The organism is Asanoa ferruginea, from assembly GCF_003387075.1.
Classification (GTDB): domain Bacteria; phylum Actinomycetota; class Actinomycetes; order Mycobacteriales; family Micromonosporaceae; genus Asanoa; species Asanoa ferruginea.
Map to the genome: position 1 here is coordinate 7,285,536 of NZ_QUMQ01000001.1, position 25,408 is coordinate 7,310,943.

26 protein-coding genes are annotated in these 25,408 nt (G+C 72.8%); 13 read left to right on the forward strand and 13 right to left on the reverse strand.

What is annotated here, in order from left to right; genetic code table 11:
* Positions 1 to 53: 53 nt before the first annotated feature.
* The 6 genes from DFJ67_RS34110 to DFJ67_RS34135 all read left to right on the forward strand — a co-directional run bounded on the left by DFJ67_RS34110 (position 54) and on the right by DFJ67_RS34135 (position 4,850).
* A complete protein-coding gene (locus DFJ67_RS34110) occupies positions 54 to 593 on the forward strand; it encodes an RNA polymerase sigma factor (RefSeq protein WP_116072627.1) in 540 nt (179 codons plus the stop codon).
* Complete coding sequence (locus DFJ67_RS34115; RefSeq protein ID WP_203783372.1) at positions 590 to 1,270, forward strand: hypothetical protein; 681 nt, start codon at positions 590 to 592, stop codon at positions 1,268 to 1,270. The genes DFJ67_RS34110 and DFJ67_RS34115 overlap by 4 nt, the downstream gene beginning before the upstream one ends.
* Positions 1,267 to 2,013, forward strand: coding sequence for an ABC transporter ATP-binding protein (locus DFJ67_RS34120; protein WP_116072629.1), 747 nt, complete (start codon positions 1,267 to 1,269; stop codon positions 2,011 to 2,013). Before DFJ67_RS34115 ends, DFJ67_RS34120 begins: the two co-directional genes overlap by 4 nt.
* Entirely contained in the window at positions 2,010 to 3,416 is a 1,407-nt protein-coding gene (locus DFJ67_RS34125; RefSeq protein WP_116072631.1) for a hypothetical protein, read from the forward strand. Before DFJ67_RS34120 ends, DFJ67_RS34125 begins: the two co-directional genes overlap by 4 nt.
* 71 nt (positions 3,417 to 3,487) lie before the next feature.
* The gene (locus DFJ67_RS34130) at positions 3,488 to 4,186 is read left to right on the forward strand and encodes a hypothetical protein (RefSeq protein ID WP_147315708.1); all 699 of its coding nucleotides are present in this window, start codon (positions 3,488 to 3,490) and stop codon (positions 4,184 to 4,186) included.
* 76 nt (positions 4,187 to 4,262) lie between these two features.
* Positions 4,263 to 4,850: a phosphatase PAP2 family protein gene (locus tag DFJ67_RS34135; RefSeq protein ID WP_170216102.1), complete on the forward strand. Its 588-nt coding sequence runs from the start codon at positions 4,263 to 4,265 to the stop codon at positions 4,848 to 4,850.
* Here the strand turns inward: DFJ67_RS34135 and DFJ67_RS34140 are convergent.
* The gene (locus DFJ67_RS34140; RefSeq protein ID WP_116072637.1) at positions 4,741 to 5,922 is read right to left on the reverse strand and encodes a hypothetical protein; all 1,182 of its coding nucleotides are present in this window, start codon (positions 5,920 to 5,922) and stop codon (positions 4,741 to 4,743) included. The genes DFJ67_RS34135 and DFJ67_RS34140 overlap by 110 nt on opposite strands.
* Positions 5,923 to 6,040: 118 nt before the next feature.
* Here DFJ67_RS34140 and efeO point away from each other — a divergent pair, with 118 nt between their 5' ends.
* On the forward strand, positions 6,041 to 8,008 hold the full coding sequence (gene efeO / locus DFJ67_RS44135; RefSeq protein ID WP_116072639.1) for an iron uptake system protein EfeO: 1,968 nt from the start codon (positions 6,041 to 6,043) through the stop codon (positions 8,006 to 8,008).
* Here efeO and DFJ67_RS34150 read toward each other — a convergent pair.
* From DFJ67_RS34150 to DFJ67_RS34185, 8 genes are all read right to left on the reverse strand, one after another.
* Complete coding sequence (locus DFJ67_RS34150) at positions 7,992 to 8,630, reverse strand: glycerophosphodiester phosphodiesterase (RefSeq protein WP_239097078.1); 639 nt, start codon at positions 8,628 to 8,630, stop codon at positions 7,992 to 7,994. The two genes, efeO and DFJ67_RS34150, sit on opposite strands and share 17 nt — an antisense overlap.
* Positions 8,627 to 9,244: a DedA family protein gene (locus DFJ67_RS34155; protein WP_147315709.1), complete on the reverse strand. Its 618-nt coding sequence runs from the start codon at positions 9,242 to 9,244 to the stop codon at positions 8,627 to 8,629. The genes DFJ67_RS34150 and DFJ67_RS34155 overlap by 4 nt, the downstream gene beginning before the upstream one ends.
* Before the next feature lie 68 nt (positions 9,245 to 9,312).
* Complete coding sequence (locus DFJ67_RS34160; protein ID WP_116072643.1) at positions 9,313 to 10,128, reverse strand: PIG-L deacetylase family protein; 816 nt, start codon at positions 10,126 to 10,128, stop codon at positions 9,313 to 9,315.
* Positions 10,125 to 11,255 carry a glycosyltransferase gene (locus DFJ67_RS34165; RefSeq protein ID WP_170216103.1) on the reverse strand — a complete coding sequence of 377 codons (1,131 nt, stop codon included), beginning with the start codon at positions 11,253 to 11,255 and terminating at the stop codon, positions 10,125 to 10,127. The genes DFJ67_RS34160 and DFJ67_RS34165 overlap by 4 nt, the downstream gene beginning before the upstream one ends.
* A 35-nt stretch (positions 11,256 to 11,290) precedes the next feature.
* A complete protein-coding gene (locus tag DFJ67_RS34170; RefSeq protein WP_116072647.1) occupies positions 11,291 to 12,460 on the reverse strand; it encodes a lysylphosphatidylglycerol synthase transmembrane domain-containing protein in 1,170 nt (389 codons plus the stop codon).
* Between the two features lie 83 nt (positions 12,461 to 12,543).
* Positions 12,544 to 13,176, reverse strand: a complete 633-nt coding sequence (locus DFJ67_RS34175; protein ID WP_116072649.1) for a VTT domain-containing protein — start codon at positions 13,174 to 13,176, stop codon at positions 12,544 to 12,546.
* A gap of 45 nt (positions 13,177 to 13,221) precedes the next feature.
* On the reverse strand, positions 13,222 to 13,899 hold the full coding sequence (locus DFJ67_RS34180) for a response regulator transcription factor (protein WP_116072651.1): 678 nt from the start codon (positions 13,897 to 13,899) through the stop codon (positions 13,222 to 13,224).
* The gene (locus DFJ67_RS34185) at positions 13,880 to 15,304 is read right to left on the reverse strand and encodes a sensor histidine kinase (RefSeq protein ID WP_116072653.1); all 1,425 of its coding nucleotides are present in this window, start codon (positions 15,302 to 15,304) and stop codon (positions 13,880 to 13,882) included. The genes DFJ67_RS34180 and DFJ67_RS34185 overlap by 20 nt, the downstream gene beginning before the upstream one ends.
* 129 nt (positions 15,305 to 15,433) lie before the next feature.
* On the opposite strand from DFJ67_RS34185, the gene DFJ67_RS34190 reads away from it, so the two are divergent.
* Both DFJ67_RS34190 and DFJ67_RS34195 read left to right on the forward strand, forming a co-directional pair.
* On the forward strand, positions 15,434 to 16,519 hold the full coding sequence (locus DFJ67_RS34190; RefSeq protein WP_116072655.1) for a glycosyltransferase: 1,086 nt from the start codon (positions 15,434 to 15,436) through the stop codon (positions 16,517 to 16,519).
* Positions 16,516 to 17,214 carry a polysaccharide deacetylase family protein gene (locus DFJ67_RS34195; RefSeq protein ID WP_239097077.1) on the forward strand — a complete coding sequence of 233 codons (699 nt, stop codon included), beginning with the start codon at positions 16,516 to 16,518 and terminating at the stop codon, positions 17,212 to 17,214. Before DFJ67_RS34190 ends, DFJ67_RS34195 begins: the two co-directional genes overlap by 4 nt.
* Before the next feature lie 3 nt (positions 17,215 to 17,217).
* Here DFJ67_RS34195 and DFJ67_RS34200 read toward each other — a convergent pair whose 3' ends face one another.
* Together DFJ67_RS34200 and DFJ67_RS34205 are read right to left on the reverse strand one after the other, a co-directional pair.
* Positions 17,218 to 17,892, reverse strand: a complete 675-nt coding sequence (locus tag DFJ67_RS34200) for a response regulator (protein WP_203783371.1) — start codon at positions 17,890 to 17,892, stop codon at positions 17,218 to 17,220.
* Positions 17,889 to 19,445, reverse strand: a complete 1,557-nt coding sequence (locus tag DFJ67_RS34205; protein WP_116072657.1) for a sensor histidine kinase — start codon at positions 19,443 to 19,445, stop codon at positions 17,889 to 17,891. Before DFJ67_RS34205 ends, DFJ67_RS34200 begins: the two co-directional genes overlap by 4 nt.
* A 178-nt stretch (positions 19,446 to 19,623) precedes the next feature.
* On the opposite strand from DFJ67_RS34205, the gene DFJ67_RS34210 reads away from it, so the two are divergent.
* From DFJ67_RS34210 to DFJ67_RS34225, 4 genes are all read left to right on the forward strand, one after another.
* Positions 19,624 to 20,640 carry a Bug family tripartite tricarboxylate transporter substrate binding protein gene (locus tag DFJ67_RS34210; protein WP_116072659.1) on the forward strand — a complete coding sequence of 339 codons (1,017 nt, stop codon included), beginning with the start codon at positions 19,624 to 19,626 and terminating at the stop codon, positions 20,638 to 20,640.
* Positions 20,637 to 21,191: a tripartite tricarboxylate transporter TctB family protein gene (locus DFJ67_RS34215; RefSeq protein ID WP_170216104.1), complete on the forward strand. Its 555-nt coding sequence runs from the start codon at positions 20,637 to 20,639 to the stop codon at positions 21,189 to 21,191. The genes DFJ67_RS34210 and DFJ67_RS34215 overlap by 4 nt, the downstream gene beginning before the upstream one ends.
* Positions 21,188 to 22,708, forward strand: a complete 1,521-nt coding sequence (locus tag DFJ67_RS34220; protein WP_116072663.1) for a tripartite tricarboxylate transporter permease — start codon at positions 21,188 to 21,190, stop codon at positions 22,706 to 22,708. Before DFJ67_RS34215 ends, DFJ67_RS34220 begins: the two co-directional genes overlap by 4 nt.
* Before the next feature lie 193 nt (positions 22,709 to 22,901).
* Positions 22,902 to 23,858 (forward strand): tripartite tricarboxylate transporter substrate binding protein, encoded by a 957-nt coding sequence (locus DFJ67_RS34225; RefSeq protein WP_116072666.1) that lies wholly within the window; start codon positions 22,902 to 22,904, stop codon positions 23,856 to 23,858.
* 11 nt (positions 23,859 to 23,869) lie between these two features.
* Here DFJ67_RS34225 and DFJ67_RS34230 read toward each other — a convergent pair whose 3' ends face one another.
* Together DFJ67_RS34230 and DFJ67_RS34235 are read right to left on the reverse strand one after the other, a co-directional pair.
* Positions 23,870 to 24,667, reverse strand: a complete 798-nt coding sequence (locus DFJ67_RS34230; RefSeq protein WP_116072668.1) for a DUF2705 family protein — start codon at positions 24,665 to 24,667, stop codon at positions 23,870 to 23,872.
* Positions 24,654 to 25,388, reverse strand: a complete 735-nt coding sequence (locus tag DFJ67_RS34235) for an ABC transporter ATP-binding protein (RefSeq protein WP_116072670.1) — start codon at positions 25,386 to 25,388, stop codon at positions 24,654 to 24,656. Before DFJ67_RS34235 ends, DFJ67_RS34230 begins: the two co-directional genes overlap by 14 nt.
* Positions 25,389 to 25,408: the final 20 nt, after the last annotated feature.

Genomic DNA, 25,408 nt, shown 5'->3' on the forward strand with positions numbered 1-25,408 from the left:
AATAAGTGCCCGCGGCAGTGAACCGATCGGCGCGGAAACGCAACAAAGAAGCGATGGACAACGACCAGTTGATCGCAGCCGTGGCCGGTGGTGACGACACCGCGCTGCGGGAGCTGTTCGCCCGGCACGCGCCGTGGCTCGCCGCCCGGCTGCGCGCCGTGCTGCCGGCCGCCGACGTCGAAGACGTGCTCCAGGAGACGTTCCTCGCCGTGTGGCGGGGTGCCGGGGGCTATCGACACGACGGCGCCGGTGGCTGGTTGTGGGGCATCGCGCGCCGGCAGGCCGCGATGTGGCTGCGCCGGCGCGGCAACCCTGAGCACCTGCTGGCGGCGCTGGCCGCCGATGGCGACCAGCGGGTGCCCGATCCGGCCGAGGCGGCGTTGTCCCGGGCCGAGCTCGCCGACGCCGTCGAGGCGCTCGGCGCGGCCGGCAGCGCGCAACGCGAGACCTGGCGGCTGATGTATGTCGAGGACAGGACGGTGGCCGAGGTGGCCGAGCTGATGGGCGTCCCGCCGGGGACGGTGAAGAGCCGCGCATACCACGTCCGGCGGCTGATGCGGGCCGCCCTCGGTGGCCGGGGAGGTGCGCGATGAGCGACGTCGACCTCGACCGGGTCTGGATCGGCGTGGCCGCGCAGGTGTGGGCGCGCCGGCCCGGGCCGGTCGAGCGGGCCGCGCGGCGACTGTTGCGGTCGCCCGGTCTGGCACGGGCGCTGGTGACCACGCCGTCGCTGCTGCTCGGGTGGGTGGTCGCGACCGCGGTGGTGCTGGCCGCCGGGGTGCTGGCCACTCGCGGCACCGGGACACCGTTCGTGGCCCTGTGCGCCCCGGGCATCGCGGCGGCGGGCATCGCCTACGCCTACGGGCCCGGCGTCGACCCCGCCTGGGAGCTGTCCCGCAGCGCGGCGGTCAGCGACCGGATGGTGCTGCTGGTCCGGGCACTCGCCGTGTTCGGCCTCAACGCGGCGCTCGGGTTGGCCGCCTCGGTCGCGTCGGGCACGGCGACAGCGGTCACGGTGGGCTGGCTGGTCCCGATGACCGCGGTGTGCGCGCTCGCCCTGGCCGCCGCGACCGTCGCCCGGTCGGCCAACGTCGGCGTGGCTGCGGGCCTGGCCGGCTGGGCGATCACTGTCCTTTCCGGACAGATGGCCGCCGGGCGGCTCACCGCCGCCGTCACCGAGACCACCCTTTTCCTGCCCTACCTGGCGTTCGCCGGTTGCTGCGCGCTGATCGTCGGCTACGCGACCCGGATATCGAGAGGAACCTCATGAACGTCGAGATCAGCGAGTTGACCCGGCGGTTCAGGCGCACCCAGGCGGTCGTCGGTGTGAGCCTCGACGTCGGCCCGGGAGTGTTCGGCCTGCTCGGTCCCAACGGTGCTGGCAAGACGACGCTGTTGCGGATGATGGCGACCGTCGTGCCGCCGTCGTCGGGCCGGATCCGCCTGCTGGGCCACGATCCGGGCAGCTACGGGCCACGGCGACAGATCAGACGCAGGCTGGGGTACGTGCCGCAGAACCTCGGCTTCTACCCGCGGTTCACGGTGGTGGAGTTCGTCGAATACTTCGCGCTGCTCAAGGAGGTGCCGGCCGCGCGGGTGCCGCGCGCGGTGGCCGCCGCCGTCGAGCGCGTGGATCTGGGCGACAAGGCGACCGCAAAGCTGCGCACCCTCTCGGGCGGGATGCTGCGCCGGGTCGGCATCGCGCAAGCGATCGTCAACGATCCCGACCTGCTGCTGCTCGACGAGCCGACGGCCGGCCTCGATCCCGAGCAACGCGTAGCGTTCCGGGCCCTGATGCGCGACCTCGGCGAGCGCACCACCGTGGTGGTCAGCACCCACCTGGTCGAAGACGTCGGCGCGGCCTGCACGCGGGTCGCGCTGATGGACCAGGGCCGGATCGCCTTCGACGGCACGCCCGACGAGTTGACGGCCCGCGGCGCCGGCACGTCCGCCGCCGGCGACGCCCCGCTGGAGCGCGGCTACAGCGCGGTGCTGGCGCAGGTGCGGTCGTGACGGCGGCGGCCCGGCTGCTGCGGCTGGAGTTACGCAACAACGTGATGCTGTGGCTACTCCCCCTGGCAGCACTGCTGTTCTGGTTCGTCACCTACCGCCCGGGCATGGCCTACCCTCCGATGTGGAACCTACGGGCGACGGCCATGCAGACCTCGTCGCTGGCGGTCTTCGTTCCCCTTGTCGTAGGCGCCGCGGCGTGGTCGGGCTCGCGGGAGGGCCGGCACGGCGTCAAGGAGTTGGTGGTCGGCAGCGCCCGCCCTCGGTGGGCCCGGCAACTCGGCGCGTGGGCTGCGACCACCTGCTGGGCCATCGTCGCCTATCTGGGCTGCGTCGGTGTGCTGTATGCGGTCACCGCCGGCGAGGGCGCCTGGGGCGGGCCGTTGTGGTGGCCGGCCGTGGTGGGCACGGCGAGCCTGCCGGCCTTCTCGGCGCTCGGGTTCGCCGCCGGCGCGCTGCGGCCGAGCCGCTTCACTCCCCCGGTGCTGGCCATCGGCGCTTTCCTCGCACTGGAGATCAGCGCCAACTTCATCCAGGGGTACGGCTCACCCTGGCAGATCTCACCCCTGGTCGCCAATCCCTGGTCGCTGGGCGCCGACGAGGGCATCGCGACGTTCTACCGCTACCTGCCCGACCTCGCGATCGCCCAGATCCTCTTCCTCGCCGGCCTCACCGCGGCGCTGCTGGGCGTGCTCGGCCTGCCCGCGGCCGCCGGCGGTCGGTGGCTGCGCCGGTCGGCTACCGCCCTGACCGTCGCCGGTGTCCTCGGCGCCGGCACCGGGATCGCCCTGGCCGGCACCGGTCACCTCGACCAGCACGGCATGATCGCCATCCCGATCCTGCACAACGGTGCCTACGACCGCCCGGTTCCGCACACCGCGGTGTGCAGCCAGACCCCGATCCCCGTGTGCGTGCACCCGGCCTACCGCCGCTACCTGCCGGCGGTGGTGGATGGGCTCGCGCCGGTGCTGACCGAGGTGGCGGGCCTGCCCGGCGCGCCGGCGCGGGTCGACCAGGTCGCCGCGGCCTACGAGCAGCGCTCCGGCAACGACGCGGGCATCGGTCGGGCCGGCGCGGCGGTCACCGGCACCCCGCCCGTGTTCAACGTGCTGCTGCCCACCCAGTTGGCCCACCAGCTGAGCGCCGAAGAACTGGCCGGGGAAATACGTGGGGGAATGGCCCGCGACCTCGTCCAGAGCCTCACCGGCGGCGGCCGCGGTGCGGACGACGCGCAGGCGGCGGTGACGGAGGCGCTGGCGCACACCTCGACCCTGCCGCCGGGCAGCCCGGTCGCCGAGGCCGCGCAGCGGTTCGCGGCCCTGCCGGCCGCCACCCGGCACGCCTGGCTGATGGCACACCTGCCGGCGCTGCGGGCCGGCCAGCTCACCCTGGCGGACCTGCCGTGACCGGCCGCGTACGACCTGTGCCGCCGCGCCTCACCAGGCGGCGCGGTGCGGCGACCGGCGGCGTGCGGCTGGTGACATCGCGCCTCATCAGCCCCCGCGGTGCTGCGACCGGCGGCGTGCGGCCGGCGACACCGCGGCTAACCAGCGGGCGCGGTACGGCGACCGGCGGCGTGCGGCTGGTGGCACTGCACCTGGCCAGCCGGCGCGTACCCCTGGCCGTGGTGATGCTGTTGACCTGCGCCCTCGGGTTGCGAGTCGCGCTGCACGGCAACTGGGACGCCTACGGCGCGCTCCAGTTGCCGCTGTTCTTCGAGACCGGGTGCGCGGTCGTCATCGCGGCCACGACGGCGAGCCCGTTCGGCGACCCGGAACGCGCGACCGGCCGGTGGCTGCCGTTCCTGCGGCTCGGCAGCGCGCTGGCCCTCACCGCGATCGCCGTCGGCGCGCTGGCGGCCTTCACGGCCGGCGCTCCACTGGCCGGCGGCGCCCTCGGCGCCCTGCGCAACACGGTCGGCTCGACCGGCATCGGCCTGCTGTGCGCGGTCGCGTTCGGTGGCTCGCTGGCCTGGACCGGCCCGACCGCCTACCTCGTCGCCGGCATCTACGCCCTCTACACGCAGTGGCACCCGCCGGCGCTGACGACGCCGTGGCTCTGGCCGGCCCACCCCTCGTCCGACGTCGAGGCCGCGTGGTGCGCCGGTCTGGTGTTCGGCGCCGGATTGATCCTGCTGATGGTGCGGGGGTCACGAGAGGCGAAAACCCGGGCCTGAACCGTGCACCTACAAGTTGTAGGTGCGAGGATCGGACCCTATGCACACACCCGGGCTTCGGCTCCTCCCACCCGCGGTGACGGCGATCGTTTTCGCAGGACTCACGATCGCCGTCGCCGCGCACGCCGGTGCGTTGATCCACGCTGACGCGGCGCTGGTGAACAGCGCCCGGTCGGCAAGCCTCGACCATCCGGCGCTCCACTCGTTGATGGCCGCGCTCACCCGCACGGGCGGCAGCGCGGTGCTCATCCTGGCCGGCCTGGTCACCGTGGCCGCGCTACTCGCCGGCCGGCTGTGGCGTGCGGCCGCGTTCGTGGTGGTCGCGGCCGTGTCGACGACCGCCGTCAGGTGGGCGGTGCGGGCCGCGGTCGCCCGCCCCCGCCCCGCCGAGCAGCTGGCTCCGGCCGAGGGTTGGGCCTACCCCTCGGGACACACCACGTCGTCGACGCTGGCCGCGCTGGTCGCGGTCGCCCTGCTCCTCCGCCTCGTCGATCCCGGTCCGCGGCGGTCCGCGGGAATCGCGGTGGTGACCGTCTGGGCGGTCGGGGTGGGGCTCAGCCGGGTGTTCCTGGCGGTGCACTGGCCGACCGATGTGATCGGTGGCTGGCTGCTCGCCGCCACGGTGGTGCCGCTGTGCGCGGTGGCCATCCGGCTCCGCGATTGACTGCGAGGACACAGCAGCCCAGGAAATACAGCAGCGTCAGCCACCCGTGCGCGCTGTCCGGCATCGGCACCCAGCGGGCGGAGAACTGCGTCAGGCACGCGAGGCCCGTCCACCAGGGCAGCAGCCGGCGCGAGCCGACGACGTCCCAGAGCGCGGCACCCACGACCAGTCCGGCCACGTAGTACTTGTTGGTGCCGGGATCCAGCACCAGTCGGGCCGCGACGGCCACCAGCACGATCGCCGGCCAGCGGCGCCTGCGGAAGGCCATAAGAGCCAACCCAGTTCCGAGCACGGCCTGGGCCGGCCGCACCCACGGCGGGGTGCGTGGGTCATCCACGCCGAGCACCCGCAGCGCCGACAACGGGGTGTTGACGATCGTGAAATGCACCGCGTTGCTGGTGCCCGGGTCGGCCAGGAAGAACGGCAGCCAGCCGACCGCCACAATGGCCGCCATGACGGCAGCTCCCACCGCGACCAGGCGCGGGCGGCCGAGCAGCAGGAGCAGGCACGCGAACGGCACCGCCCAAGGCTTGGCGTCGACCGCCAGCCCGAGCAGAAGTCCGGCACTCACCGCGCGGCCCAGCAGCGCCCTGCGCACCGCGAAGACGGCGAAGAGCAGGGCGAGTTCGTCGTCGAGATGCGCGGCCCCGACGGCCAGGAACATCCAGACCGGCACGACGAAGATCGCCACGCTGGTCACCTTCAGGTCGAGCAGTTGCCGGTCCTGGAAGGGCCGCACGAGCCGCGCGATCCGCCGGATCTCCAGCAGCACCAGCACACCGGCGAGCGCACCCAGGATCTGCCAGGCCAGCAGCGCGCCGCCCGCCCCGAGCGGCATCGCCGCCAGCGCGGCCACCAGGGCGACCGGCCCGATCTGCAGGACCGGCGCCGCGGCGTAGACGTGCAACCCACCGCGGACGGCGTCGTCGAGATCCGCCAGGAGCTGGGCACCCTGCACGAAGTAGTGCCACGACCCGCCACCCCGCCCGATGAGGACCGCGAACCACAGCACCGACCAGCCGGCCACCACGACCGCCGACAGTCGGGCCACGGTCCGCGTCGAGGTCACCATGGCCCGGACGCTAGGAGCGCGTATCTGAGGCCGCCCTGAAAAGGTGATCCGGTTTGACAACACCTACAAGATGTAGGAGGTTGTCGCCGTTAGGTTAGCCTGTGCTGCCGGAGGGTTGATGAGCACCGCCTTCTTCGCGAGCTTCCTCATCGGACTGCGCGACGGCCTCGAGGCCTCGCTCGTGGTCAGCATCCTCACCGCCTTCCTGGTCAAGGCCGGCCGCAGGGACCGGCTCTTCCAGGTCTGGGCCGGCGTCGGCGCGGCCGTCGTCGTCGCCGCCGCGCTCGGCGTCCTGCTCACCACCGTTGCCGACTCGCTGCGCAGCGGCACCCGGATGGAACTGTTCGAAGCGGTCACCTCCCTGGCGGCAGTCGCCCTGGTCACCTGGATGATCTTCTGGATGCGGCGCACGGCCCGGACGCTGAAGGGTGAGCTGACCGGCAAGCTCAACGAAGCGCTCGCGATGGGTGGCCTCGCGGTCGCCGGGATGGCGTTCCTGGCCGTCGTCCGCGAAGGCGTCGAGATGGTGCTGCTGGTCTTCGCGGCGGCGGAGAGCGCGTCCACCACGACGGCACCGCTGATCGGCATGGTCGCCGGCGTCGCGACCGCCGTGCTGCTCGGCTGGGCGATGGCCAGGGCGGTGGCCCGGATCAACCTGGGCCGCTTCTTCGCGTGGACGGGCGCCCTGCTCGTCCTCGTCGCCGCGGGCATCTTCAAATACGGCGTCCACGGCCTACAGGTCGCCGGCATCCTGCCCGGCGGTCAGCAGCAGGCCTACGACCTGACCACCACCATCGACCCGACCTCCTGGTATGCCACCGTGCTGGCCGGCACGGTCAACATCACGCCGCAGGCGACCGTCCTGGAAGTCGTCGCGTGGGTGGGCTTCGCGGCGATCGTCCTGGCCCTGTTCTTCCGCCCCACGCCGACCCGCCCCACGCCGACCGCCCAGGCCCCGGCCCGCGCCCTTGGCATCGGTGGAGTCGCCGCGATCGTCGCGCTGCTGCCGGCGAGCTGCGGAGGCAGCCCGACCGCAGAGGCGCCGGCCAACCCGCCGATCGCCGTCGACGCCGGCGACACGACGTGCGGGCTCGCCACCGCCAGCCTGGCGTCGGGCACCCACACGTTCGAGATCACCAACAGCGGATCCAAGATCACCGAGTTCTACGTGTACGCCAAGGGCGAGCGCATCGTCGGCGAGGTCGAGAACATCGCACCGGGCCTGGCCCGGCGGCTCACGGTCGAGCTACCGGCCGGCTCCTACGCCGCGGTCTGCAAACCCGGGATGGTTGGTGACGGCATCCGTTCCACCCTGACCGTCACCGGCTCGTCATCGCCGGCGTTGGCCGACGACGCCGCGCTGGCCGCCGCGGCCGCGAGCTACGAACGCTACGTCCGCACCCAGGCGGGTGCCTTCGTCGACGCCACCGCCGCCTTCACCACGGCCGTCCGAAAGGGAGACCGTGCCACCGCGAAGCGGCTCTACCCCACCGCGCGGACCTACTTCGAACGGATCGAGACCGTCGCGGAGTCGTTCGGCGACCTCGATCCGCGCATCGACGCCCGCGACGGCGACCTTGATCCCGGCACGGCGTGGACGGGCTACCACCGGCTGGAGAAGGACCTCTGGAGCAACGCCGATCTGAAGGCCGACGCGGCGATCGCCGACACGCTGCTCGCCGACGTGACCGCGCTGCGCGACCGGCTGGCGACCACCACCCTGCGCCCGCTCGACCTCGCCAACGGCGCCAAGAGCCTGCTCGACGAGGTCGCCACCAAGAAGGTCACCGGTGAGGAGGACCGCTACTCGCACACCGACCTGTGGGACTTCGCGGCCAACGTCGAGGGCTCCAAAGCGGCGATCGCCGCGCTGCGCCCGATTCTCGACGCGCGGCAGCCCGATCTCGGCGTGCGGATCGACCAGGGCTTCGCGACCGTCACCGAGCTGTTGGCAACCCATCGGCGCGGCGACGGCTACGTCTCCTACGCCGACCTGACCCGCGAACAGGTGCGGGCGCTCGCCAACGCGATCGACGCCCTCGCCGAGCCGGTCAGCACGGTCGCCGCGGTCATCGCCACCCGCTAGTCGCTTCCCGTTCGGTCACGAGGGACCTGAGCAACGCGAGGTTCTTCCCGATCACCCCGTCGGCGCCCAGGCGACGCGCGTCCGCGAGGGCCGCGTCGGAGTCGACCGGCCAGACCAGCACGGTCACCCCGGCCGCCCGTAGCTCGTCGACGACGTCCGGGTTCAGCAACTGTTGCCGCACGGAGGCGGCACCGACCGGTGAGCGGCGGATCAGGAACCGGAGCCGGGTGAGCTGCCGCGACGTGCGTGCGGTGTAGACCCGCTGAACCGGTGAGCCCTCGGCGAAGGCGTCGAACATGCGCCACTGCTTGGTGCACACGGCGACCGGAAGATCGGGGAAGCGGTCGCTGAGCATCGCGGCGACCTCGTCGGCGACGGCCAGCGACGGCCCTTTCAGGTCGAGCAGCAGGCGCGGACCACCGTCGGCGGTCGTCAGGATCTCCTCAAGGGTCGGCGCATGTCGGCTTACGGCGATCGCACCATGTCGAACGCGCAGCGTGCCGTGTATGAAGTGCACGTCGGCCTCGATCGCGTCGACGCCCGAGGCCAGGGCCGCGCGCAGGTCGGCCATCCGGTTGCCGCCGCGATGGGCCACCGCGATCAAACCCGGTCCGCCGTTCATGCCTTCGCCCGCCGACGCATCAGCCAGCGGCCCGCGACCGCGATCGCGATCACGCCGGCGACCACGATCGCCAGGACCACGCTGGCCTGGCCCAGATAGGCCTGTGCGCGCTGCCAGGACGCACCGGCGAGGTAACCGCCCAGGACCACGGCGGTGGCCCACAGCGCCGCACCGGCGACGTTGAACAGCAGGAACCGCCGGTATGGCATCCGGGTCATCCCCGCCAGCGCCGGCACGAGCGCGCGCATCAGGCCGACCCAGCGCCCGCCGAACACCGCCCAGCCACCGTGGCGGGTCATGAACGTCTCCGCCCGGTCCCACCGCGCCGCACCGATGAACCTCCCAGCCCGGCTGCCGCGCATCGCCAGACCGCCGACCCGCCCGATCTCGTAGCCCACCGAATCACCCACGACCGCCGCCACGATCGCCAGCACGACCATCACCGGCAAGCTGATCCGGCCGCTCGCGGCGACGACACCGCCGAGCAGCAACGCGGTCTCGCCCGGCAGCACCAACCCGACGAACGCGGCCGATTCGCCGAACGCCAACGCCGCCACGGCGCCGTAGACCGCCCAGGCGGGCATCGTCAGCACCGCGTGGATCAGCTGTCCCACCACGCTCGCCCCTTTCGCCCGGATATTTCACAGCATTGCGGACGGGCCCTGAGACTGGCCTTAACAGGTCAGCGCAGGCTGGCGAAGATGTCGTCGGCGAACGGCTCGCCGGGGCGGCGGCCGGGTTCGACATACCACTCGTGACCGGCCACCGCGGCGAACACGGGGCCGGGCAGCCGGCTGAGTACGGCGATCGTGCGTAACCCGCGCCCGCCCTCGGTCTGGCTCGTGTGCGCTCGCAGCGCCGCGCGTTTCCGCCTCAGGAACGGCCGCACGTCGACCATGTGCGTGATCTCCGCGTGAGCGGTGAACGCCGTGCGGGCGCCGAGCAACGGCAGTCTCGGTAGCAGCCGTCCGGCGACCCGCAGCGCGGCGAGCAGCGGGCGCAGCGACCGGCGGTCGACCGTCGCCTCCAGCACCACCGGCGTGCCCGCCAGCCGCGCGGCCAGCGCGCCGACGCGGTGCACCTGGACGTGGTCGGGATGTCCGTAGCCACCCCGCGCGTCATAGGTGGTCAGCACGTCCGCGTGTTCGATCCGCAGGATCTCCGCCAGCCGTGCCGCCGCGACTTCCACCGCGACCGCCGCGAACCGTTGCGGCGCGGATTCGTCGTGCAGACCGGAATCCAGATAGTCGAGCGTCACCACCCGGGCGCAGCCGAGGATCGACGCCGACGTCAGCAGTTCGCCGCGGCGCCGGGCGGCCAGCGCGTCACCGCCGGGCCCGGCAGCCAGACCGGCCTGCCCGAGCGTGGCGACCACCAGCACGACCCGGTGCCCTTCGGCGACGATCCGCGCGAGCGTCCCACCCGTGAGCAGCGCCTCGTCGTCGGGGTGGGCGTGGAAGGCGACGACCGTGAAGCGCCGCTCGTCCACGGAGTTCATGCCGGACTGCCGATCAGCTCGCCGAGCAGGCGCCCCTGGCGCCGCGCCGCGTCGGCGTAGAGGGCGTCGGCGCGGTCGAGGACGCTCTGCCAGTGCACCCGCGGGGCGACGGCGCGGTTGTGCGCGGCGACAGCGCTCAGCCGCCCCGGATCGTCGAGCAGCGCGGCGACCGTCGCGATCAGGCCGTCGTCGGAGTCGACCAGCCACCCTTCGACCCCGTCGTGGATGAAGTCCGCCACCCCGGTGCCGGCGCGGGCGATGACCGGCAGGCCGGCGCTTCGGGCCTCCAACGCGGCGATCCCGAACGACTCCCGCGGCGCCGGCGACAGGTAGAGATCCGCGCCCGCCAGCAGCGTCCGGATCTCGGTGCGGTCGAGCGCCCCGGTCAGCTCGACGCCGCCGACCCCGGCCGCGTCGAGGTCGCGGCGCAGGCGCGGCAGCAGCGGGCCGTCACCCACGAGCACCGCTCGGAACCGTCCGGGGTGGGAGGCGTGCAGCGTGAGCAACGCCCGCAGCAGCTCCCGTGGTCGTTTGCGGCGCACCATCCGCAGCACGCTGACGACCGTCGGCACGTCGCCCGCCGGGCCGGCGGGCAGGAGCCAGGCGTCGGGGTCGATGCCGTTGGGCAGCACCGCCACCGCCGCGCCGTCGAGCACCTCCCGGACGGCCCCGGCTGCCGCCGAACTGACCGCCGCCCACGCGACCGGCCAGTCGCCGGCCCCTTGCCAACGCGCGTAGCGGCGGGCGATCGGGGCGATGTCGTGCCACATCGAGTGCACCGACACCACCGTCGGCAGCCCCTCGCCGGCCGCCACGCGCGCCGCGGCCCAACTCAACGGCGAGAACGCCGACAGATGCACGTGCACCGCGTCGACCCGGCGCTCGGCCAAGGACCGGGCCAGGGCATGACCCCGGATGACGCGGTACGGGCCGAAGCCGGCGCCGGACGCGTCGAGGCGCACCACCGGTGGATCGCCGCTGTCCGCCAACGGGTGCGGTCCAGCGGTGGTGGTGACCACGACCGTGTCGTGGCCGGCGGCTCTCTGGCGCGCGGCCAGGTCACGCACCTGGAGTTCGATACCGCCCAGGCGCGGCAGGTAGACGTCGGTGACATGGGCGATGCGCATGGCTGGTGGCCTCCAGGCGGAAGGATCGGGGCCGCTCATGCCGGCCGGCGCGCGACAGCGCGGCGGCTGATCAGCCACGCGAGGGTGGCGATGCCCCCGACGGGGATCTCGGCGAGGAAGACGAAAGCGCGGTAGAGCAGGATGCCGGCCAGCGCTCCGGTGGGTGCGACGCCCAGGGCGATCAGGACCGCGATCGCACCGGCCTCGACCACGCCCGCGCCGCCCGGGGTGAGGGCCAGCAGGGTCAACAGCCGCTCGGCGACCAGGCCGGCGAACACCACCGGCGCCGCGACGTGCACGCCGACCGCCACCATGCACAGCCACAGCAGCGCGCCCTGGAGCACCCAGTAGCCGGCCATCCCCCAGGTCAGCGACGCCCAGCGCCGCCGCACCAACCGGTCGGTGCCGTCGAGGAGCCGGGTGACCGCCGCGGTCCATCCCGGCGCCGGATCACGGCCCGAGCGGCCGGATCGGCCCGAGCGGTTCGAGCGGCCCGAGCAGCCCAAGCAGCCCGAGCGGCCCGAGCGGCCCGACCGGCCCGAGCAGCCCGAGCAGCCCGAGCGGCCCGAGCGGCCCGAGCGGTGCGAGCGGCCCAAGCGGTGCGAGCGGCGCGAGCGCCACGTCCACCCCCGCTCCGCCAGCGTCACCAGCCGCAGCAGCGGGCCGACCCGGCCCACGAGGGCGCACACCACCAGGCATCCGGCCACCGCGCCGGCCGCCGCGCCCAACGCCCAGGGCACGTCGTGCCGGGCGGGCTCTATCAGCCCCCACAGCAGCAGGCCGGCCAGGGCGAGCGCCGGGGTCAGCAGCTTCGCCACCAGATCGGCGGCCTTGGACACCACGACGAACCGCGCGAAGTCCGGTCCACTGTGGCCCCAGCCGCGGACCATGCCGAGATTCAGGACGGTTCCGGCGACCCCGCCCAATGGCAGCACGTTCGCGACCGCGCTGCCCGACAGGTTGAGCGTCAGCGCCCGCCGGTGCGAGAGCCCCGGCATCGAGGCGGTCAACACGACGGTGTGCACGCACAGGCCGAGGAACCACAGGGCGGCCAGCCCCGCCAGCCAGCGCCAGCCCAGTTGGTCGATCAAGTGCCACGCCGAGGACCAGGACGCACCGACGGAAGAGGCGTGCAGCGCGGCCCAGCCCGCCACGACGACGCCGATGACGAACAGGCCGATACGTCGCTGCCGACGCCAGGTCATGCCGTCCTCCGTACGCCGTCCACGGGTTGCCGGACCGAATCTCGCAACCGGCGGCTGAAGGACCGCTGAAACGGACGTCGCGGTCAGGGCCGCGAGGTCGCGGCCATGGTCGCCCGCCGGCGCCGCACGAACTCGATGACCACCGGGATGAACGACACCGCGACGATGGCGATCAGGATGAGCTCGACGTTGGAGCGGACGAAGCCGATCTGGCCCAGGAAGTAGCCCGCGACGGTGACTCCGGTGCCCCAGGCGATGCCGCCGATGACGTTGTAAGTCACGAAAGTGCGGTAGGACATCCGGCCGGCGCCGGCCACGACCGGCGTGAACGTGCGCACGATAGGCACGAACCGCGCGAGCACCACCGAGCGGCCGCCGTGGTTGGCGAAGAACGTCTCCGCCCGGCGCAGGTTCTCCTGCTTGAACAGCCGTGAGTCCGGCCGGCGGAACAAGGCCGGCCCGACCTTGCGGCCGAACAGGTAGCCCACCTGGTCGCCGGCGATCGCCGCGATGCTGATCAGCAGGCAGACCAACCACAGTGGAGCGTGCAGGGCGCCGCCGGCGACCAGCAGCCCGGCGGTGAAGAGCAACGAGTCGCCGGGCAGGAAGAAGCCCGCGAGGATGCCCGACTCCGCGAAGACGGCGACCAGGATCCCGATCAGCCCGAACGTGGAGATCAACTGGGCGGGGTCGAGGAACCCGAGGTTGGCTGTCACCTGACCACCGTGCGTCGGCGAGGCTGAACGTAGCCTGAAAGCCCGTCAGCCCCCGTCGGCCGCGAGCCGGTAGCCGGTGCCGCGCACGGTCTCGATCGCCGCCTTCCCGTAGGGCAGGTCGATCTTGCGGCGCAGGTAGCGGACGTACACCTCGACGATGTTCTGGTCGCCATCGAAGTTCATGTCCCACACGTTCTCGATGATCGCCGTCTTGCTGACCACGTCGCCGCGATGGCGCATCAGGAACTCCAGCAACGCGAACTCGCGGCTCGTCACGGTGATCTCATCGTTCCCACGGGTCACGCGTCGCCGGGCCGGATCGACCGACAGGTCGCCGGCGGTGAGCACGGTCGGCCGTGCGGGCGCGCCGCGGCGGGTCAGCGCGCGCAGGCGGGCGACCAGGACCACGAACGAGAACGGCTTGGTGAGGTAGTCGTCGGCGCCCAGATCGAGGGCGTCGGCCTGGTCATACTCGCCGTCCTTGGCGGTCAGCATCAGGATCGGCGTCCAGACCTCGCGGGCCCGCAACTGCCGCGACACCTCGTACCCGCTCATGCCCGGCAGCATGATGTCGAGCACGACGACGTCGTAGGGATGCTCGGTCGCCGCCCACAACCCGTCGGGCCCGGTGTGCATGACGTCGACCGCGAAGCCCTCCCCGGTCAGCCCCTCGCGGACCATCTCGGCCAGCGCGACCTCGTCCTCAACGAGCAGAATCCGCATCGTCGCCCCCTTTTCCGGAACCGCTCGGCAGCCAGATGTGCAGCGAAGCGCCACCGCTGGCCGAGGTTTCGACCGTGATGCGCCCGCCGTGACTGGCGACGATCTCGTGCACGATCGCCAGTCCGAGGCCAGAGCCACCATCTGATCGGGTACGACTGTCGTCGAGCCGCACGAACCGGTCGAAGACCCGTTCCCGGTCGGCTTCGTCGATGCCCGGACCGTCGTCGTCGACCCGCAGGTCGGTGCCGTGGTCGTCGGCCGCGACCGTCAGCGTCACGACGTGTCGCGCGTAGCGGGCGGCGTTGTCGCACAGGTTGCGGATCGCCCGCTCGAGCTGGTGGGCGTCGCCGCGCACCCGGGCCGGCCGGATGCGCGACTCGATGCGCAGTTCGGGATGTTCGGCGTGCAGGCGATCGCGCTCGACGTAGGCGAGGTCGTCGAGGTCGACGTCGTCGTGCCGCACGGCCAACCCGTGCTCGTCGGCCCGCGCCAGCAACAGCAGATCGGAGATGATCCGGCTCAGCCGGGCGGTTTCGCCCCGCATGCGCCGCACCTGCCGGCCGTGGGCGGGATCGGCGGCCTCGAGGAGCTCGAGCCCGACCTGGAGGGTGGCCAGCGGGCTGCGCAGCTCGTGGCTCGCGTCGGCGACGAACCGGCGTTGCGTCTCCGCGGCGCCCTGGAGCCGGTCGAGCATCGCGTTCATCGTCTCGGCCAGCGCCGCGACCTCGTCGCGGGCGGACGGGACCGGGACCCGGGTACGCAGGTCGCTGGCGGTGATCGTCGACACGCGGCGGCGGATCGCCTCGACGGGGCGCAGCGACTTGCCGACAAACAGATAGGTCGCCAGGGCTACGACGACCGCCAGGACCGGCACCCCGACGAGCGCCGCCCGCACGATCGCCTCGACGCTTTCGTTGACCGGTCGCAACGACTGGCCGACCACCACGATCCGCGCACCCTCGGGGGTCTGCGCCCCGGTGACGACGATCCGGAACTTGTCCTCGTCGCCGGGTGAGAGCAGCCGTTCCTGCGTCACGCTTTGCCCCGGAGCCGGGCGGGCGGTGGTCAGCGGGCCCCGGCCGGCGAGGTCGGGCGAGGCGTCCAGGACCCGGCCGGAGCGGTCGAGCACCTGCACGGCGGTGCGATCGCCGGCGCCGGGTTGCAGCGTCTGCGTGAGGCGGGTGGGGTCGTCGGCCTGGAGGGCGGCGACGACCTGCCCGGTCCGCTGGTCGGCGGCGGCGTCGACGTTGCCGGTCAGGGTGGCCCGGGTCGTGAGCAGCAGGCCAAGGCCGGCGAGGAGGACGGCGCAGGCGACGACTGCGGCGGCCGCCAGCGCGGTGCGCACGCGGACGCTGCCCAGCCGCGCAGCCCAGGGCTGCGCGCTGCGTCGAAGGGCGGCCGTCACCTTCGAAGCGTAGGACCCCCCTGCCTGAGAACACGCTGAACAGGCGCGCTTCAGCCCATTCTCAGGGCGGCCTTCCTAGCGTCCCGCAGGCACGGGCGGCGACCGCTGCCAGCAGGAGGGCCCCAGAGCATGCGACCAACCCCGCGGATAGCGATGATCTCGGCCAGCATCGGCGCCGGGCACGACCAGGCCGCCGACCAGCTGACGACCGCACTTGTCGCGCGCGGCTGCACGGTGACCCGGCACGACTTCCTCGATCTGCTGCCGGCCGGGGCCGGGCATCGGCTCTCCGAGCTCTACGCGGCCCAGCTCCGCAGGGCACCGGGTAGCTGGGGCGCGCTCGTCGGCGCCCTGCGCCGGCCGGCGTTGGCCGGGGCGGCCGCCGGCGCCGTCGCCCGGGCGGCGGCTCCGGGGGTCCAGGCGGCCCTGACCGGGCAGGAGGACCTCGTCGTGTCCACCTTCCCGTTCGCCAGCCAGACGCTCGGCCGGCTCCGGGCCACCGGCCGGCTGGCCTCGCCGGTGGCCACCTTTCTCTGTGACCCGTCGGTGCATCCGCTGTGGGTGTCCGACGGCGTCGACACGCACATGGCGGTGGACACCGTCGCCGCGGCGCAGGCCCATCGGCTCGGGGCGCGCGGGATCCTCGTCTGCGCTCCGGCCGTCGGTCCCGAGTTCCGCCCGGGCACCGAGGCGCAGAGGCGCGCGGCCCGCGCGCGCTGGGGCCTGCCGGACGGCCCGATCGCGCTGGTGGTCGGCGGATCCTGGGGTGCCGGACAGCTCGCGCACACCGCGCGGGACATCGCCGCCACCGGGCTGGCCACGCCGGTGACCGTCTGCGGCCACAACACGCGGCTGCACCGGCGGCTGGTCAGTGGCGGGCCGGGCATCACCCTGGGCTGGGTCGCCGACATGGCCGAACTGCTGCGGGCCGCCGACGTCGTGGTGCACAACGCCGGCGGGATGACCTGCTGGGAGGCGATCGCCGCGGGTGTGCCGCTGCTGGCCTACCGGGCTCTGCCCGGCCACGGCACCGCCAACGCCGCGGCGCTCAAACAGGCCGGACTGTCCGCCTGGTGCCGTGACCGTGCCCAGCTCAGGGCGGCGCTGCGCGATCCGTGCCCGGTGCCGCCGCAGCCGGTGACCGCGCCCCTGCCGGCCGACGCGCTGGCGCGGTTGCTGGGAGCGCCGGTCGCCGACCTGGCGCCGGCGACGTGAACCGAGGTTGGCGTGCGGCGCTGGCCATCGCCGCGACGGCCGTCGCTCCGGCGCTCGCGCCCTCGCTGCAGGTGGTGGCTCCGGCGCTCGCCGGCGTCGGGGACCGGCGGCACGTCGCGCTCACCTTCGACGACGGACCCCATCCGTCGTCGACACCGGCGTTCCTGGAGCTGCTCGACCGGCTGGGCGTACGCGCGACGTTCTTCCTCCTCGGCGAACAGGCCGCCGCCTACCCTGCGTTGGCGCGCCGGATCGTCGTCGACGGCCACGAGGTAGCGCTGCACGGCTACCGCCATCGCCTGCTACCCACCCGCAGCCCGTCGGCCACCCGGGACGACCTGCACCGGGGCTACGCCAGCGTGGCCACCGTGACCGGGGTTCAGCCGCGGTGGTACCGACCGCCCTACGGCGTGCTGACCCCGGCCGCCCAAGCGGCGGCGGCCGAGCTCGGCATGCGCCCCGTCCTCTGGACCGACTGGGGTCGCGACTGGACGGCCCGGGCCACCCCAGGGACCGTGTACGACACCGTCACGCGCCGGCTCGCCGGAGGCGCCACGGTCCTGCTGCACGACAGCGACACCCAGTCGGCACCGGGCTCCTGGCGCGCCACCCTCGGCGCGGTCACCCCACTCGCCGGGGCCTGCGACCGTCGAGGGTGGACGATCGGCCCGCTCGGCGAGCACCGGATGGCGTGAGGGTCAGCGGACCCAGCGGTAGCGGTGTTCCGGCCGGCCGGTGCCGCCATACCGCCGCCGCACCTCGGCCTTGCCCGTCTGCGCCAGGTATTCCAGATAGCGGCGGGTGCTGACCCGCGACAACCCGGCCTGCTCGGCGCACTCCCCCGCCGACAGGTCGGTCGGGCTGTCGCGGAGCACCGCGATCACGAGATCGGCGGTCGTCGGGTTGAGGCCCTTGGGCAGCGTCGTGTCGGTCTGCCGGAGGGCACCGAACAGCTTGTCGACGTCGGTCTGCGCCGCCGCGTCCGCGCCGGCCGCGGCGAAGCGATGCAGTGCGGTGGCGTAACGCTCCAAACTGGACCGCAAGGTCTCGAAGGAGAACGGCTTGACCACGTAGTGCACGACGCCACCGCGGAGCGCGCCGCGCACGGTCTGCGCGTCGCGCGACGCGGTCACCACCAGCACGTCGACCGGGCTGTCCTGCTCGCGGAGGCGGCGGAGCACCTCGAGCCCGGAGATGTCCGGCAGGTAGATGTCGAGCAGCACCAGGTCGGGCGCGAGCTGGTCGACCGCGGCCAGCGCCTCCTCGCCGGTGTGCGCCACCCCGATGACGGTGAACCCGGGCACCCGTTCGACGAGCCCGGTGTGCACCCGGGCGACCATGAAGTCGTCGTCGACGACGAGGACCCGGATCACGACCCGCTCCGCTTCTGGCGCGGCAGCCGCGCCGTGAACGTCGGTCCCGCCACGGAGACTGAACCGCCCCGGGCCGCGCAGACCTTGCTGACCAACGCCAGACCCAGCCCGCGGTGGCCGTCGCCGCTCTTGGTGCTGAACCCGCTGCGGAACACCTTCTCGGCCAGTTCGCTGGCGACACCCGGGCCGGAGTCACGCACCACGACCACCACGTCGCCGCCGTCGCGCCGGACGCTGACCTCGACCTGGCCACCCGGCGACACCGCGTCGATGGCGTTGTCGACCAGGTTGCCGGTGACCGTGACGAGGTCGGCGGCGAGCCGGTCCTCCAGCGGCCCGGGAATGCGGCTGTCCGGCCGCACGACCAACGACACGAGTTGCTCTGCCGCGACGCTGGCCTTGGCGATGATCAGCGCGGCGAGGGCCGGGTCGGCGATCCGCGACTGCACCTCGTTGCTCAACGCCTCCTGTGCCTCGCCGGCGCTGATGATGAAGTTGACCGCCTCTTCGTACTGACCGAGCTGGAGCAGCCCGGAGATGGTGTGCAGCCGGTTGGTGAACTCGTGAGCCTGGGCCCGCAGCGTGTCGGTCGCCGTGCGGCTCAGCGCCAGCTCGTGCTCCAATGAGGACAGTTCGGTCTGGTCGCGCAGCGTCGTGACCGTGCCCACCGCGGTGCCGCGCACGACGACCGGCATCCGGTTGAGCACCAGTACCCGGGCGTCCTGCACGACCACCGCGTCGGGCTCGTCGGCGCCGCCGGTCAACAGCTCGGCGAGCGGCTCGCCGACGATCGCCCGCAACGGCCGGCCGGTGGCGTCGGCGGGCAGGCCGAGCAGCCGGACCGCCTCGTCGTTGGCGAGCGTCACCCGACCCGCGGTGTCGAGCCCCATCAGGCCTTCCTTGATGCCGTGCAGCATGGCCTCGCGGTGCTCGACCAGGCCGGCGATCTCGCGCGGCTCCAGCCCGAGCGTCTGCCGCTTCACCCGCCGGGCGAGCAGCAGCGAGCCGCTGACACCCAGGACCGAGCCGAGCAGCAGGTAGGTCAGCAGGTCGGGCGTCGCGGCCGCGATCAATTCCGGCAACGACGGGTAGGCCTTGCCGGCGATCACCAGACCCAGGACGTGCGCGTCGGCCGGGTCCAGGATGGGCTCGTGTGCCACCAGGAACCGTGACCCGTCGTCGACGACGCCGAGCCAGCCCCGGCCGGCCAGCCCGTCGCTGTCGGCGAGGGGCGCCCGTCGACCCCGGTCGGGGCCCGTCAGGAGGGTCCCGCCGGCGTCGGTGAGCACGACGAAGGAGGAGCCGGAGACGCTGCGCGCGGTCTCCGCCACCGCGGCCAGCGGTTCCTGCCAGATCGGATCGCCGACGCCCTGTCGGACCGTGTCGTTGGCCGCGAGGTTCGCCGCGATCGACCGCAGCCGGGCGCCCTCCTCCCGGCGGAACGCGGCCGCGGATCCGGCCAGCGAGACGGCGGCCACCGCGGCCACGACCAGCAGCACGATGCCGAGTTGGAACAGCAGCAGTTGCCGGGTGAGGGTGAGCTGCCAGCGCATACGCCTGCTCCTCGCGGAGGGATTCACAGCGGTGATGCGGCGAAGGGTAACTGCCGGGTGGCCGGGATCAAAACGACCAAAACTTCCTGTGCGTACACAAGGGTGACCTGGTCCGTGGGGTCGGGGCATGGTGCGTAACACGCCCGCCATCCCTCATTGACAGGAGCGTGACCCCACGATGCGCAGCAAGCTTCTTGGCCTGGTGGTGACCGCCGCCGTTCTCGGCGTCGCCGGTTGCGCGGAGCAGTCGGTCGGCGGGTCCAACGATCAGGCCGCCGCCTACCCGAGCAAGACCCTGCAGATCATGGCTCCGGCAGCGGCCGGTGGCGGCTGGGACACCACCGCACGCTCGATGCAGAAGTCACTCCAGGACGGCGGCCTCCTCAACGGACACTCGGCCGACGTCCGTAACGTCAACGGCGCGGCCGGCACGATCGGGCTGGCCGAGCTGGTCAGCAGCCACTCCGGCGACGCACACCAACTGATGATCACCGGCCTGGTGATGGTCGGCGGCGTGGTGACCAACAAGTCGCAGGTCAACCTGACCCAGACGACGCCGATCGCGACGCTGACCTCAGAGTCGGAGGTCGTCGTGGTGCGGGCTGACTCGAAATACAAGACCTTGAAGGATCTGCTGGACGTGGCCAAGGCCGATCCGGCCGCGGTGAAATGGGGTGGCGGCTCCGCCGGCGGCACCGACCACATCCTCGTCGGGCTGCTCGCCAAGGCGGCCGGCGCCGACGCGAAGACCGTGGCCAAGCAATACGTGGCCTACTCCGGCGGCGGCGAGGCCAAGGCTGCCCTGCTCTCCGGCGACATCTCGGTCGGCGTCTCCGGCGCCAGCGAGTTCGCCGACCTGGTCAAGTCCGGCGACCTGCGGGCGCTGGCCGTCTCCGGCGGAGCGCCGGAAGACGTGGGCGCCGGCTCACCCACCGCAACGATCAAGGACGCCGGCTACGACGTCGAACTGCTCAACTGGCGCGGCGTCGTGGCGCCGCCCGGGATCAGCGACGCCGACCGGACCGCGGTCATCGGCCTGGTCGACAAGCTGCACGCCTCCGACGCGTGGAAGCAGACGCTGACCGAGAAGAAGTGGCAGGACTTCTACCGGTCCGGCGACGACGCGAAGGCCTTCTTCGAGGCGGAGAGCACCCGGATCACCGCGGTCCTCGCCGAGATCGGGCTGGGCCAGTGACCCAGCCGGCCACCCCGCGCACGTCCGACCCGCCGCCACCGGCGGACGCGGACGGGCCGGGTCAGGTGGAGGCGAGCCCGCTGGCCGGGCTCGCCGCCGGCCTGGTCCTCGTCGCCGCCGGGGTAGCGCTGTTCGTCCGGGCGTTGCTGGTCGGCGCCGACCGGGGCATCACGCTCGGCGGGCCGACGTCGGCACCGATCGTCGTCACGGGCCTGTGGGTGGTGGTGGCGGTCGCCTACCTCGTCACCCGGATCGCCGCGTGGCGCCGGCGCGTGCCCCGCCCCGCCGCCGCCCGGCCCACCTGGCGGGTGCCGATCCTGCTGATGGTGCTGCTGGTCGCCTACGCGTTCGTCCTCAAATACACGGCGGTCGGATATGTGCTCGCCACCGTCCTGTTCTATGTCGGCTCGGCCCAACTGTTGTCGACCCGCCCGCTGCGCGAGGTGATCGTGCGGGACACGATCGTCGGCGTCGTCCTGTCGCTGACCATCTATCTCTCCTTCACCAAGTTGCTCGGCATCGTGCTGCCGGCGGGGGTGCTGCCGCTGTGAACGCGTTCGCCAATCTCATCGACGGCTTCGGCGCGGTGCTGACACCACAGAACCTGTTGTACGCCGCGATCGGCGTCACCGTGGGAACGCTGGTCGGCATGCTGCCCGGCATCGGCCCGGCGCTGACGATCGCGCTGCTGCTGCCGGTGGCCCTGGAACTGGACGACCCCACCGGCACGCTCATCATGTTCGCCGGCATCTACTACGGCGCCATGTATGGCGGGTCGACGACCTCGATCCTGCTCAACACACCCGGCGAGTCGGCCTCGGTGGCCACCTCCATCGAGGGTTATCAGATGGCCAAGCGCGGCCGGGCCCGCGCCGCGCTCGCCACCGCCGCGATCGGCTCGTTCGTCGCCGCCATCATCACGACCATCCTGCTGACCTTCGTCACCGAGCCGATGGCCCGGCTGGCGGTGACGTTCCGCGCGTCCGACTACTTCGCGCTGGCCCTGCTCGCGATGGTCACCGTCACCGCGGTGGTCGGTGCCTCGATCGTCCGCGGGCTGATGTCGCTGACGTTCGGGCTGTTCCTCGGCATCGTCGGCATCGACGCGCTGACCGGCCAGGCCCGCTTCACCTTCGGCGTCGCGTCGATGCTCGACGGCATCGACGTGGTGGTCGTGATCGTCGGCCTGTTCGCCGTCGGCGAGACGCTGTTCATCGCCTCGCGGCTGCGCGAGTTGCCGGAGAAGGCCGTGCCGCTGGAGCCGGCGACCGGCTTCGCGTGGCTCTCCCGCGCCGACTGGAGCCGCTCCTGGCGGCCGTGGCTGCGCGGCACCGCGCTGGGCTTCCCGTTCGGCGCGCTGCCCTCGGGCGGCGCGGAACTGCCGACGTTCCTGTCCTACATGTATGAGAAGCGCCGGTCCCGCAACCGCGAGGAGTTCGGCCGCGGCGCCATCGAGGGCGTCGCCGGGCCCGAGGCGGCCAACAACGCGTCGTTCTCCGGCGTGCTGGTGCCGCTGTTGACGCTGGGCATCCCGACCTCGGCGACGGCGGCGGTCATGCTGGCGGCGTTCAGCTATTTCAACCTCTCCCCCGGCCCGCAACTCCTGCAGAACCAGGGCCCGCTGGTGTGGGCGTTGATCGCGTCGCTGTTCGTCGGGAACGTGCTGCTGCTCGCCCTCAACCTGCCACTCATTCAGCTCTGGGTGAAGGTGCTCCAGATCCCCCGGCCCCTGCTCTACTCCGGCATCCTCGTGTTCGCCACGCTCGGCGTCTACGCGGTGTCCGGAAACATCGTCGACGTGCTCCTGGCGTACGCCATCGGCCTGATCGCGATGCTCATGCGGCACCTGGACTTCCCCATCGCGCCGGCCATCCTCGGGCTCATCCTGGGGCCGCTGATGGAAACCCAGTTCCGGCGGGCGCTGCTCCTGGCCGACGGCGACCTGTCGATCTTCGTCCGGCGGCCGCTGACCCTGATCCTGCTGCTGCTCGCCGTGGCCGCGCTCGCCCTGCCGCACCTGCCCAAGCTCTTCCGCGGCCAGCGCGCGGTGGTCACCGGCGAGGACTAGGGGGGTTTCTCGTGGATCAGGGTGGTGCTCCGGCGAGGTCCAGGCGGCGTCCGGGCGTGCGCGGAGATCGGTCGGATACCGGTGTTGTATCTGGCCGGTCTTCGCGTGCGGTCGGTCGTCGCCTGGATCCGGCGGAGCGCCGGCATGATCCACGAGAGACCCCCTAGCAATGGGGCGGCGTTACATTGACGGGGTGCAGCGCCGGACGCTTCTCGCCGCCTCGGTGGCGGCGCTGCTTCCCGCTGCCGGCTGCGGCCGGGAAGCGCCGCCGCCGCTGCGGCTGATGGTGCCCAACGCGCCCGGCAGCGGCTACGACGTGACGGCGCGCGCGGTCGGCACGGCCCTCGACGTGAGCGGCGTGGCCAGGAGCGTCGAGATCTTCCACCTGCCCGGCGCCGGCGGCGCGGTCGGCCTGCAACGGCTGGTGTACGAGCGCGGCAACGGCGCCATGCTCATGCTGATGGGCCTCGGCCTGGTCGGCGCCCAGCACACCGTGCCGGCCTCGGCGACGCTCGCCGACGTCACGCCCATCGCCCGGCTGGTCGAGGAGCCGGAAGCGTTCGTGGTCACCCGCGACTCCCCGCTGCGGACCATGGCCGACCTCGTCACGGCCTGGCGCGCGGCACCAACCGCCCTGACGGTCGGCGGCGGCTCCACCACGGGCGGCCCCGACCACCTGGCGCCGATGCTGGTCGCCCAGGCGATCGGGGTGCCACCGGCATCGGTCCGCTACGTCCGCTACGACGGCGGCGGCACCCTGCTGGCCGCCGCGCTCGGCGCGAAGGTCGCGGTGGCCGTGTCGAGCCTCGGCGAATACGCCCAGCAGATCGTCTCGGGCCAGCTCCGGGTGCTGGCGGTGACCGGCGCGGCCCGGACCCCGGGCGTCGACGCGCCGACACTGCGCGAGGCCGGCGTCGACGTCATCTTCCTCAACTGGCGCGGCCTCGTCGCGCCGCCGGGCCTGACCGCGACCGATGAACGCGGCCTGCTCGACATCGCCGGCGGGCTCCGCGCCTCGCCGGCGTGGCGCGAGACCGTGACCCGCAACCGTTGGACCGACGCCTATCTACCGGGGTCGGAGTTCGGAACGTTTCTGCGGGAAGCGGATGCCCAGCGCCTGCGCACTTTGACGTCGCTGGGACTCCACTGACCCGGGGCCGCTCAGGCCGCGGGATCGCGGCGGCGGAGCACGAGCAGACACGCCGTCGCACACACGGCCACAGTGGCGATCTGGACGACAATTCCGGTCCCCATGCCGGTCGCGTGGTCAGACTCGAGCAGGCCGACCCAGTTCTGCCAATAGTGGACCGGGAGAATGACGGCGACGGCGTGCAGGGCCGGCTGGCCGTTGAGGATGCTCGCGGCGACGACGAACGCGACGGCCGCGGCGACCGCCTCGGCGCCGCGGGGCAACAGCAGCCCGAGGGTGAAGGCGATGGCGGCCATGCTGAGCATGCACAGCAGCGTGTAGCCGCTCGCGGCGGACACGCGGGCGATGGCGTCGCCGGCGCCCAGGTTGGGAGCACCGATCAGGTGGAACGGGTGCCAGCCAAAGATGGCCAGCCCGGTGATCAGTCCGGCCGCCAGCACGCAGGCCAGGGCGACCGTGGTGGCGATCGCGACGGCGGCGAGCTTCGCGGCCAGCAACCGGCTCCGGGTGACCGGAGCGACATAGAGGTAGCGAAGGACGCCCCAGTCGCGGTCGGCGGATGCGATGGCGGCCGCCAGCAGTGCGACGACGATCGGCAGCAGGAGCGGCCCGATGAATTCCAGGCTGGCCATGGTGTGGTTGAGCGCCGAGTAGGGAGACGCGCCGAACAGACCGCCCTGCGTGCCGTTTCGATGCCCGGCCGAGGAAGCGAACGACAGACCGGCCAACACGGGTACGGCGGCCAGCAGCGCCAGCGCGATCAGGGTCCGCACCCGCATCAGCTGGGTGGTGAGCTCAACGCCGAGCATGGTCGTGCCCTTCGGTCATGGCGAGGTAGGCGTCCTCGAGTGACTGGTTGGCGAGCACGGTGGCCAACGGGCCCGAGCTGACCAGGCGTCCGCGATTCATGACGACGATGTGCGTGGCGAGCTGCTGCACCTCGGCCAGCTGATGGCTGGAGATCAAGATGGTGGCGCCGGCGTTGGCCATGGCCGCCAGATGCTCACGCAGAGCGCGTACCTCCGCCGGATCGAGGCCGTTGGCCGGTTCGTCCAGGACCAGCACGTCGGGCCCGCGCATCAGGGCCTGGGCCAGCACGAGCCGCTGCTTCATGCCCATCGAGTAGCTCTTGACCTTGCGGTCGATCGCCGCGCCCAGCCCGGCCAGGTGCAGGGCCTCGTCGACCGCGGGTGGTGGCCACGTGCGCCGGGCGGCCGACCACAGCAACTTCAAGTTCCGCATGCCCGTCAGGTGCGGGATGAACGCCGGGCCGTCGATGAGCACCCCGACCCGGCGCAGCACGGGCGCGCCGAGGCCCACCGGGTCACCGGCGATGCGCACGCCGCCGCCGTCCGGTGTGGACAGACCGACCAGCATCCGCATGGTCGAGGTCTTGCCGGCCCCGTTCGGCCCGAGCAGGGCGCAGATCTGGCCCGCCTCGACGGCGAAGGAGAAATGGTCGACGGCCCGATGACGGCCGTACCGCTTGGACAGGTCATCGACCTGGATCGTCGCCGCTGGCGCGGACATGGGGCACCTTTCTCGGAGGG

Excerpts from the sequence above, each read along its gene's own strand:
- DFJ67_RS34110 (WP_116072627.1), top strand. The coding sequence starts at position 54 with ATGGACAACGACCAGTTGATCGCAGCCGTGGCCGGTGGTGACGACACC.
- DFJ67_RS34115 (WP_203783372.1), top strand. The coding sequence starts at position 590 with ATGAGCGACGTCGACCTCGACCGGGTCTGGATCGGCGTGGCCGCGCAG.
- DFJ67_RS34120 (WP_116072629.1), top strand. The coding sequence starts at position 1,267 with ATGAACGTCGAGATCAGCGAGTTGACCCGGCGGTTCAGGCGCACCCAG.
- DFJ67_RS34140 (WP_116072637.1), bottom strand. The coding sequence starts at position 5,922 with ATGGTGACCTCGACGCGGACCGTGGCCCGACTGTCGGCGGTCGTGGTG.
- efeO (WP_116072639.1), top strand. The coding sequence starts at position 6,041 with ATGAGCACCGCCTTCTTCGCGAGCTTCCTCATCGGACTGCGCGACGGC.
- DFJ67_RS34150 (WP_239097078.1), bottom strand. The coding sequence starts at position 8,630 with ATGAACGGCGGACCGGGTTTGATCGCGGTGGCCCATCGCGGCGGCAAC.
- DFJ67_RS34160 (WP_116072643.1), bottom strand. The coding sequence starts at position 10,128 with ATGAACTCCGTGGACGAGCGGCGCTTCACGGTCGTCGCCTTCCACGCC.
- DFJ67_RS34165 (WP_170216103.1), bottom strand. The coding sequence starts at position 11,255 with ATGCGCATCGCCCATGTCACCGACGTCTACCTGCCGCGCCTGGGCGGT.
- DFJ67_RS34170 (WP_116072647.1), bottom strand. The coding sequence starts at position 12,460 with ATGACCTGGCGTCGGCAGCGACGTATCGGCCTGTTCGTCATCGGCGTC.
- DFJ67_RS34180 (WP_116072651.1), bottom strand. The coding sequence starts at position 13,899 with ATGCGGATTCTGCTCGTTGAGGACGAGGTCGCGCTGGCCGAGATGGTC.
- DFJ67_RS34190 (WP_116072655.1), top strand. The coding sequence starts at position 15,434 with ATGCGACCAACCCCGCGGATAGCGATGATCTCGGCCAGCATCGGCGCC.
- DFJ67_RS34205 (WP_116072657.1), bottom strand. The coding sequence starts at position 19,445 with ATGCGCTGGCAGCTCACCCTCACCCGGCAACTGCTGCTGTTCCAACTC.
- DFJ67_RS34210 (WP_116072659.1), top strand. The coding sequence starts at position 19,624 with ATGCGCAGCAAGCTTCTTGGCCTGGTGGTGACCGCCGCCGTTCTCGGC.
- DFJ67_RS34230 (WP_116072668.1), bottom strand. The coding sequence starts at position 24,667 with ATGCTCGGCGTTGAGCTCACCACCCAGCTGATGCGGGTGCGGACCCTG.
- DFJ67_RS34235 (WP_116072670.1), bottom strand. The coding sequence starts at position 25,388 with ATGTCCGCGCCAGCGGCGACGATCCAGGTCGATGACCTGTCCAAGCGG.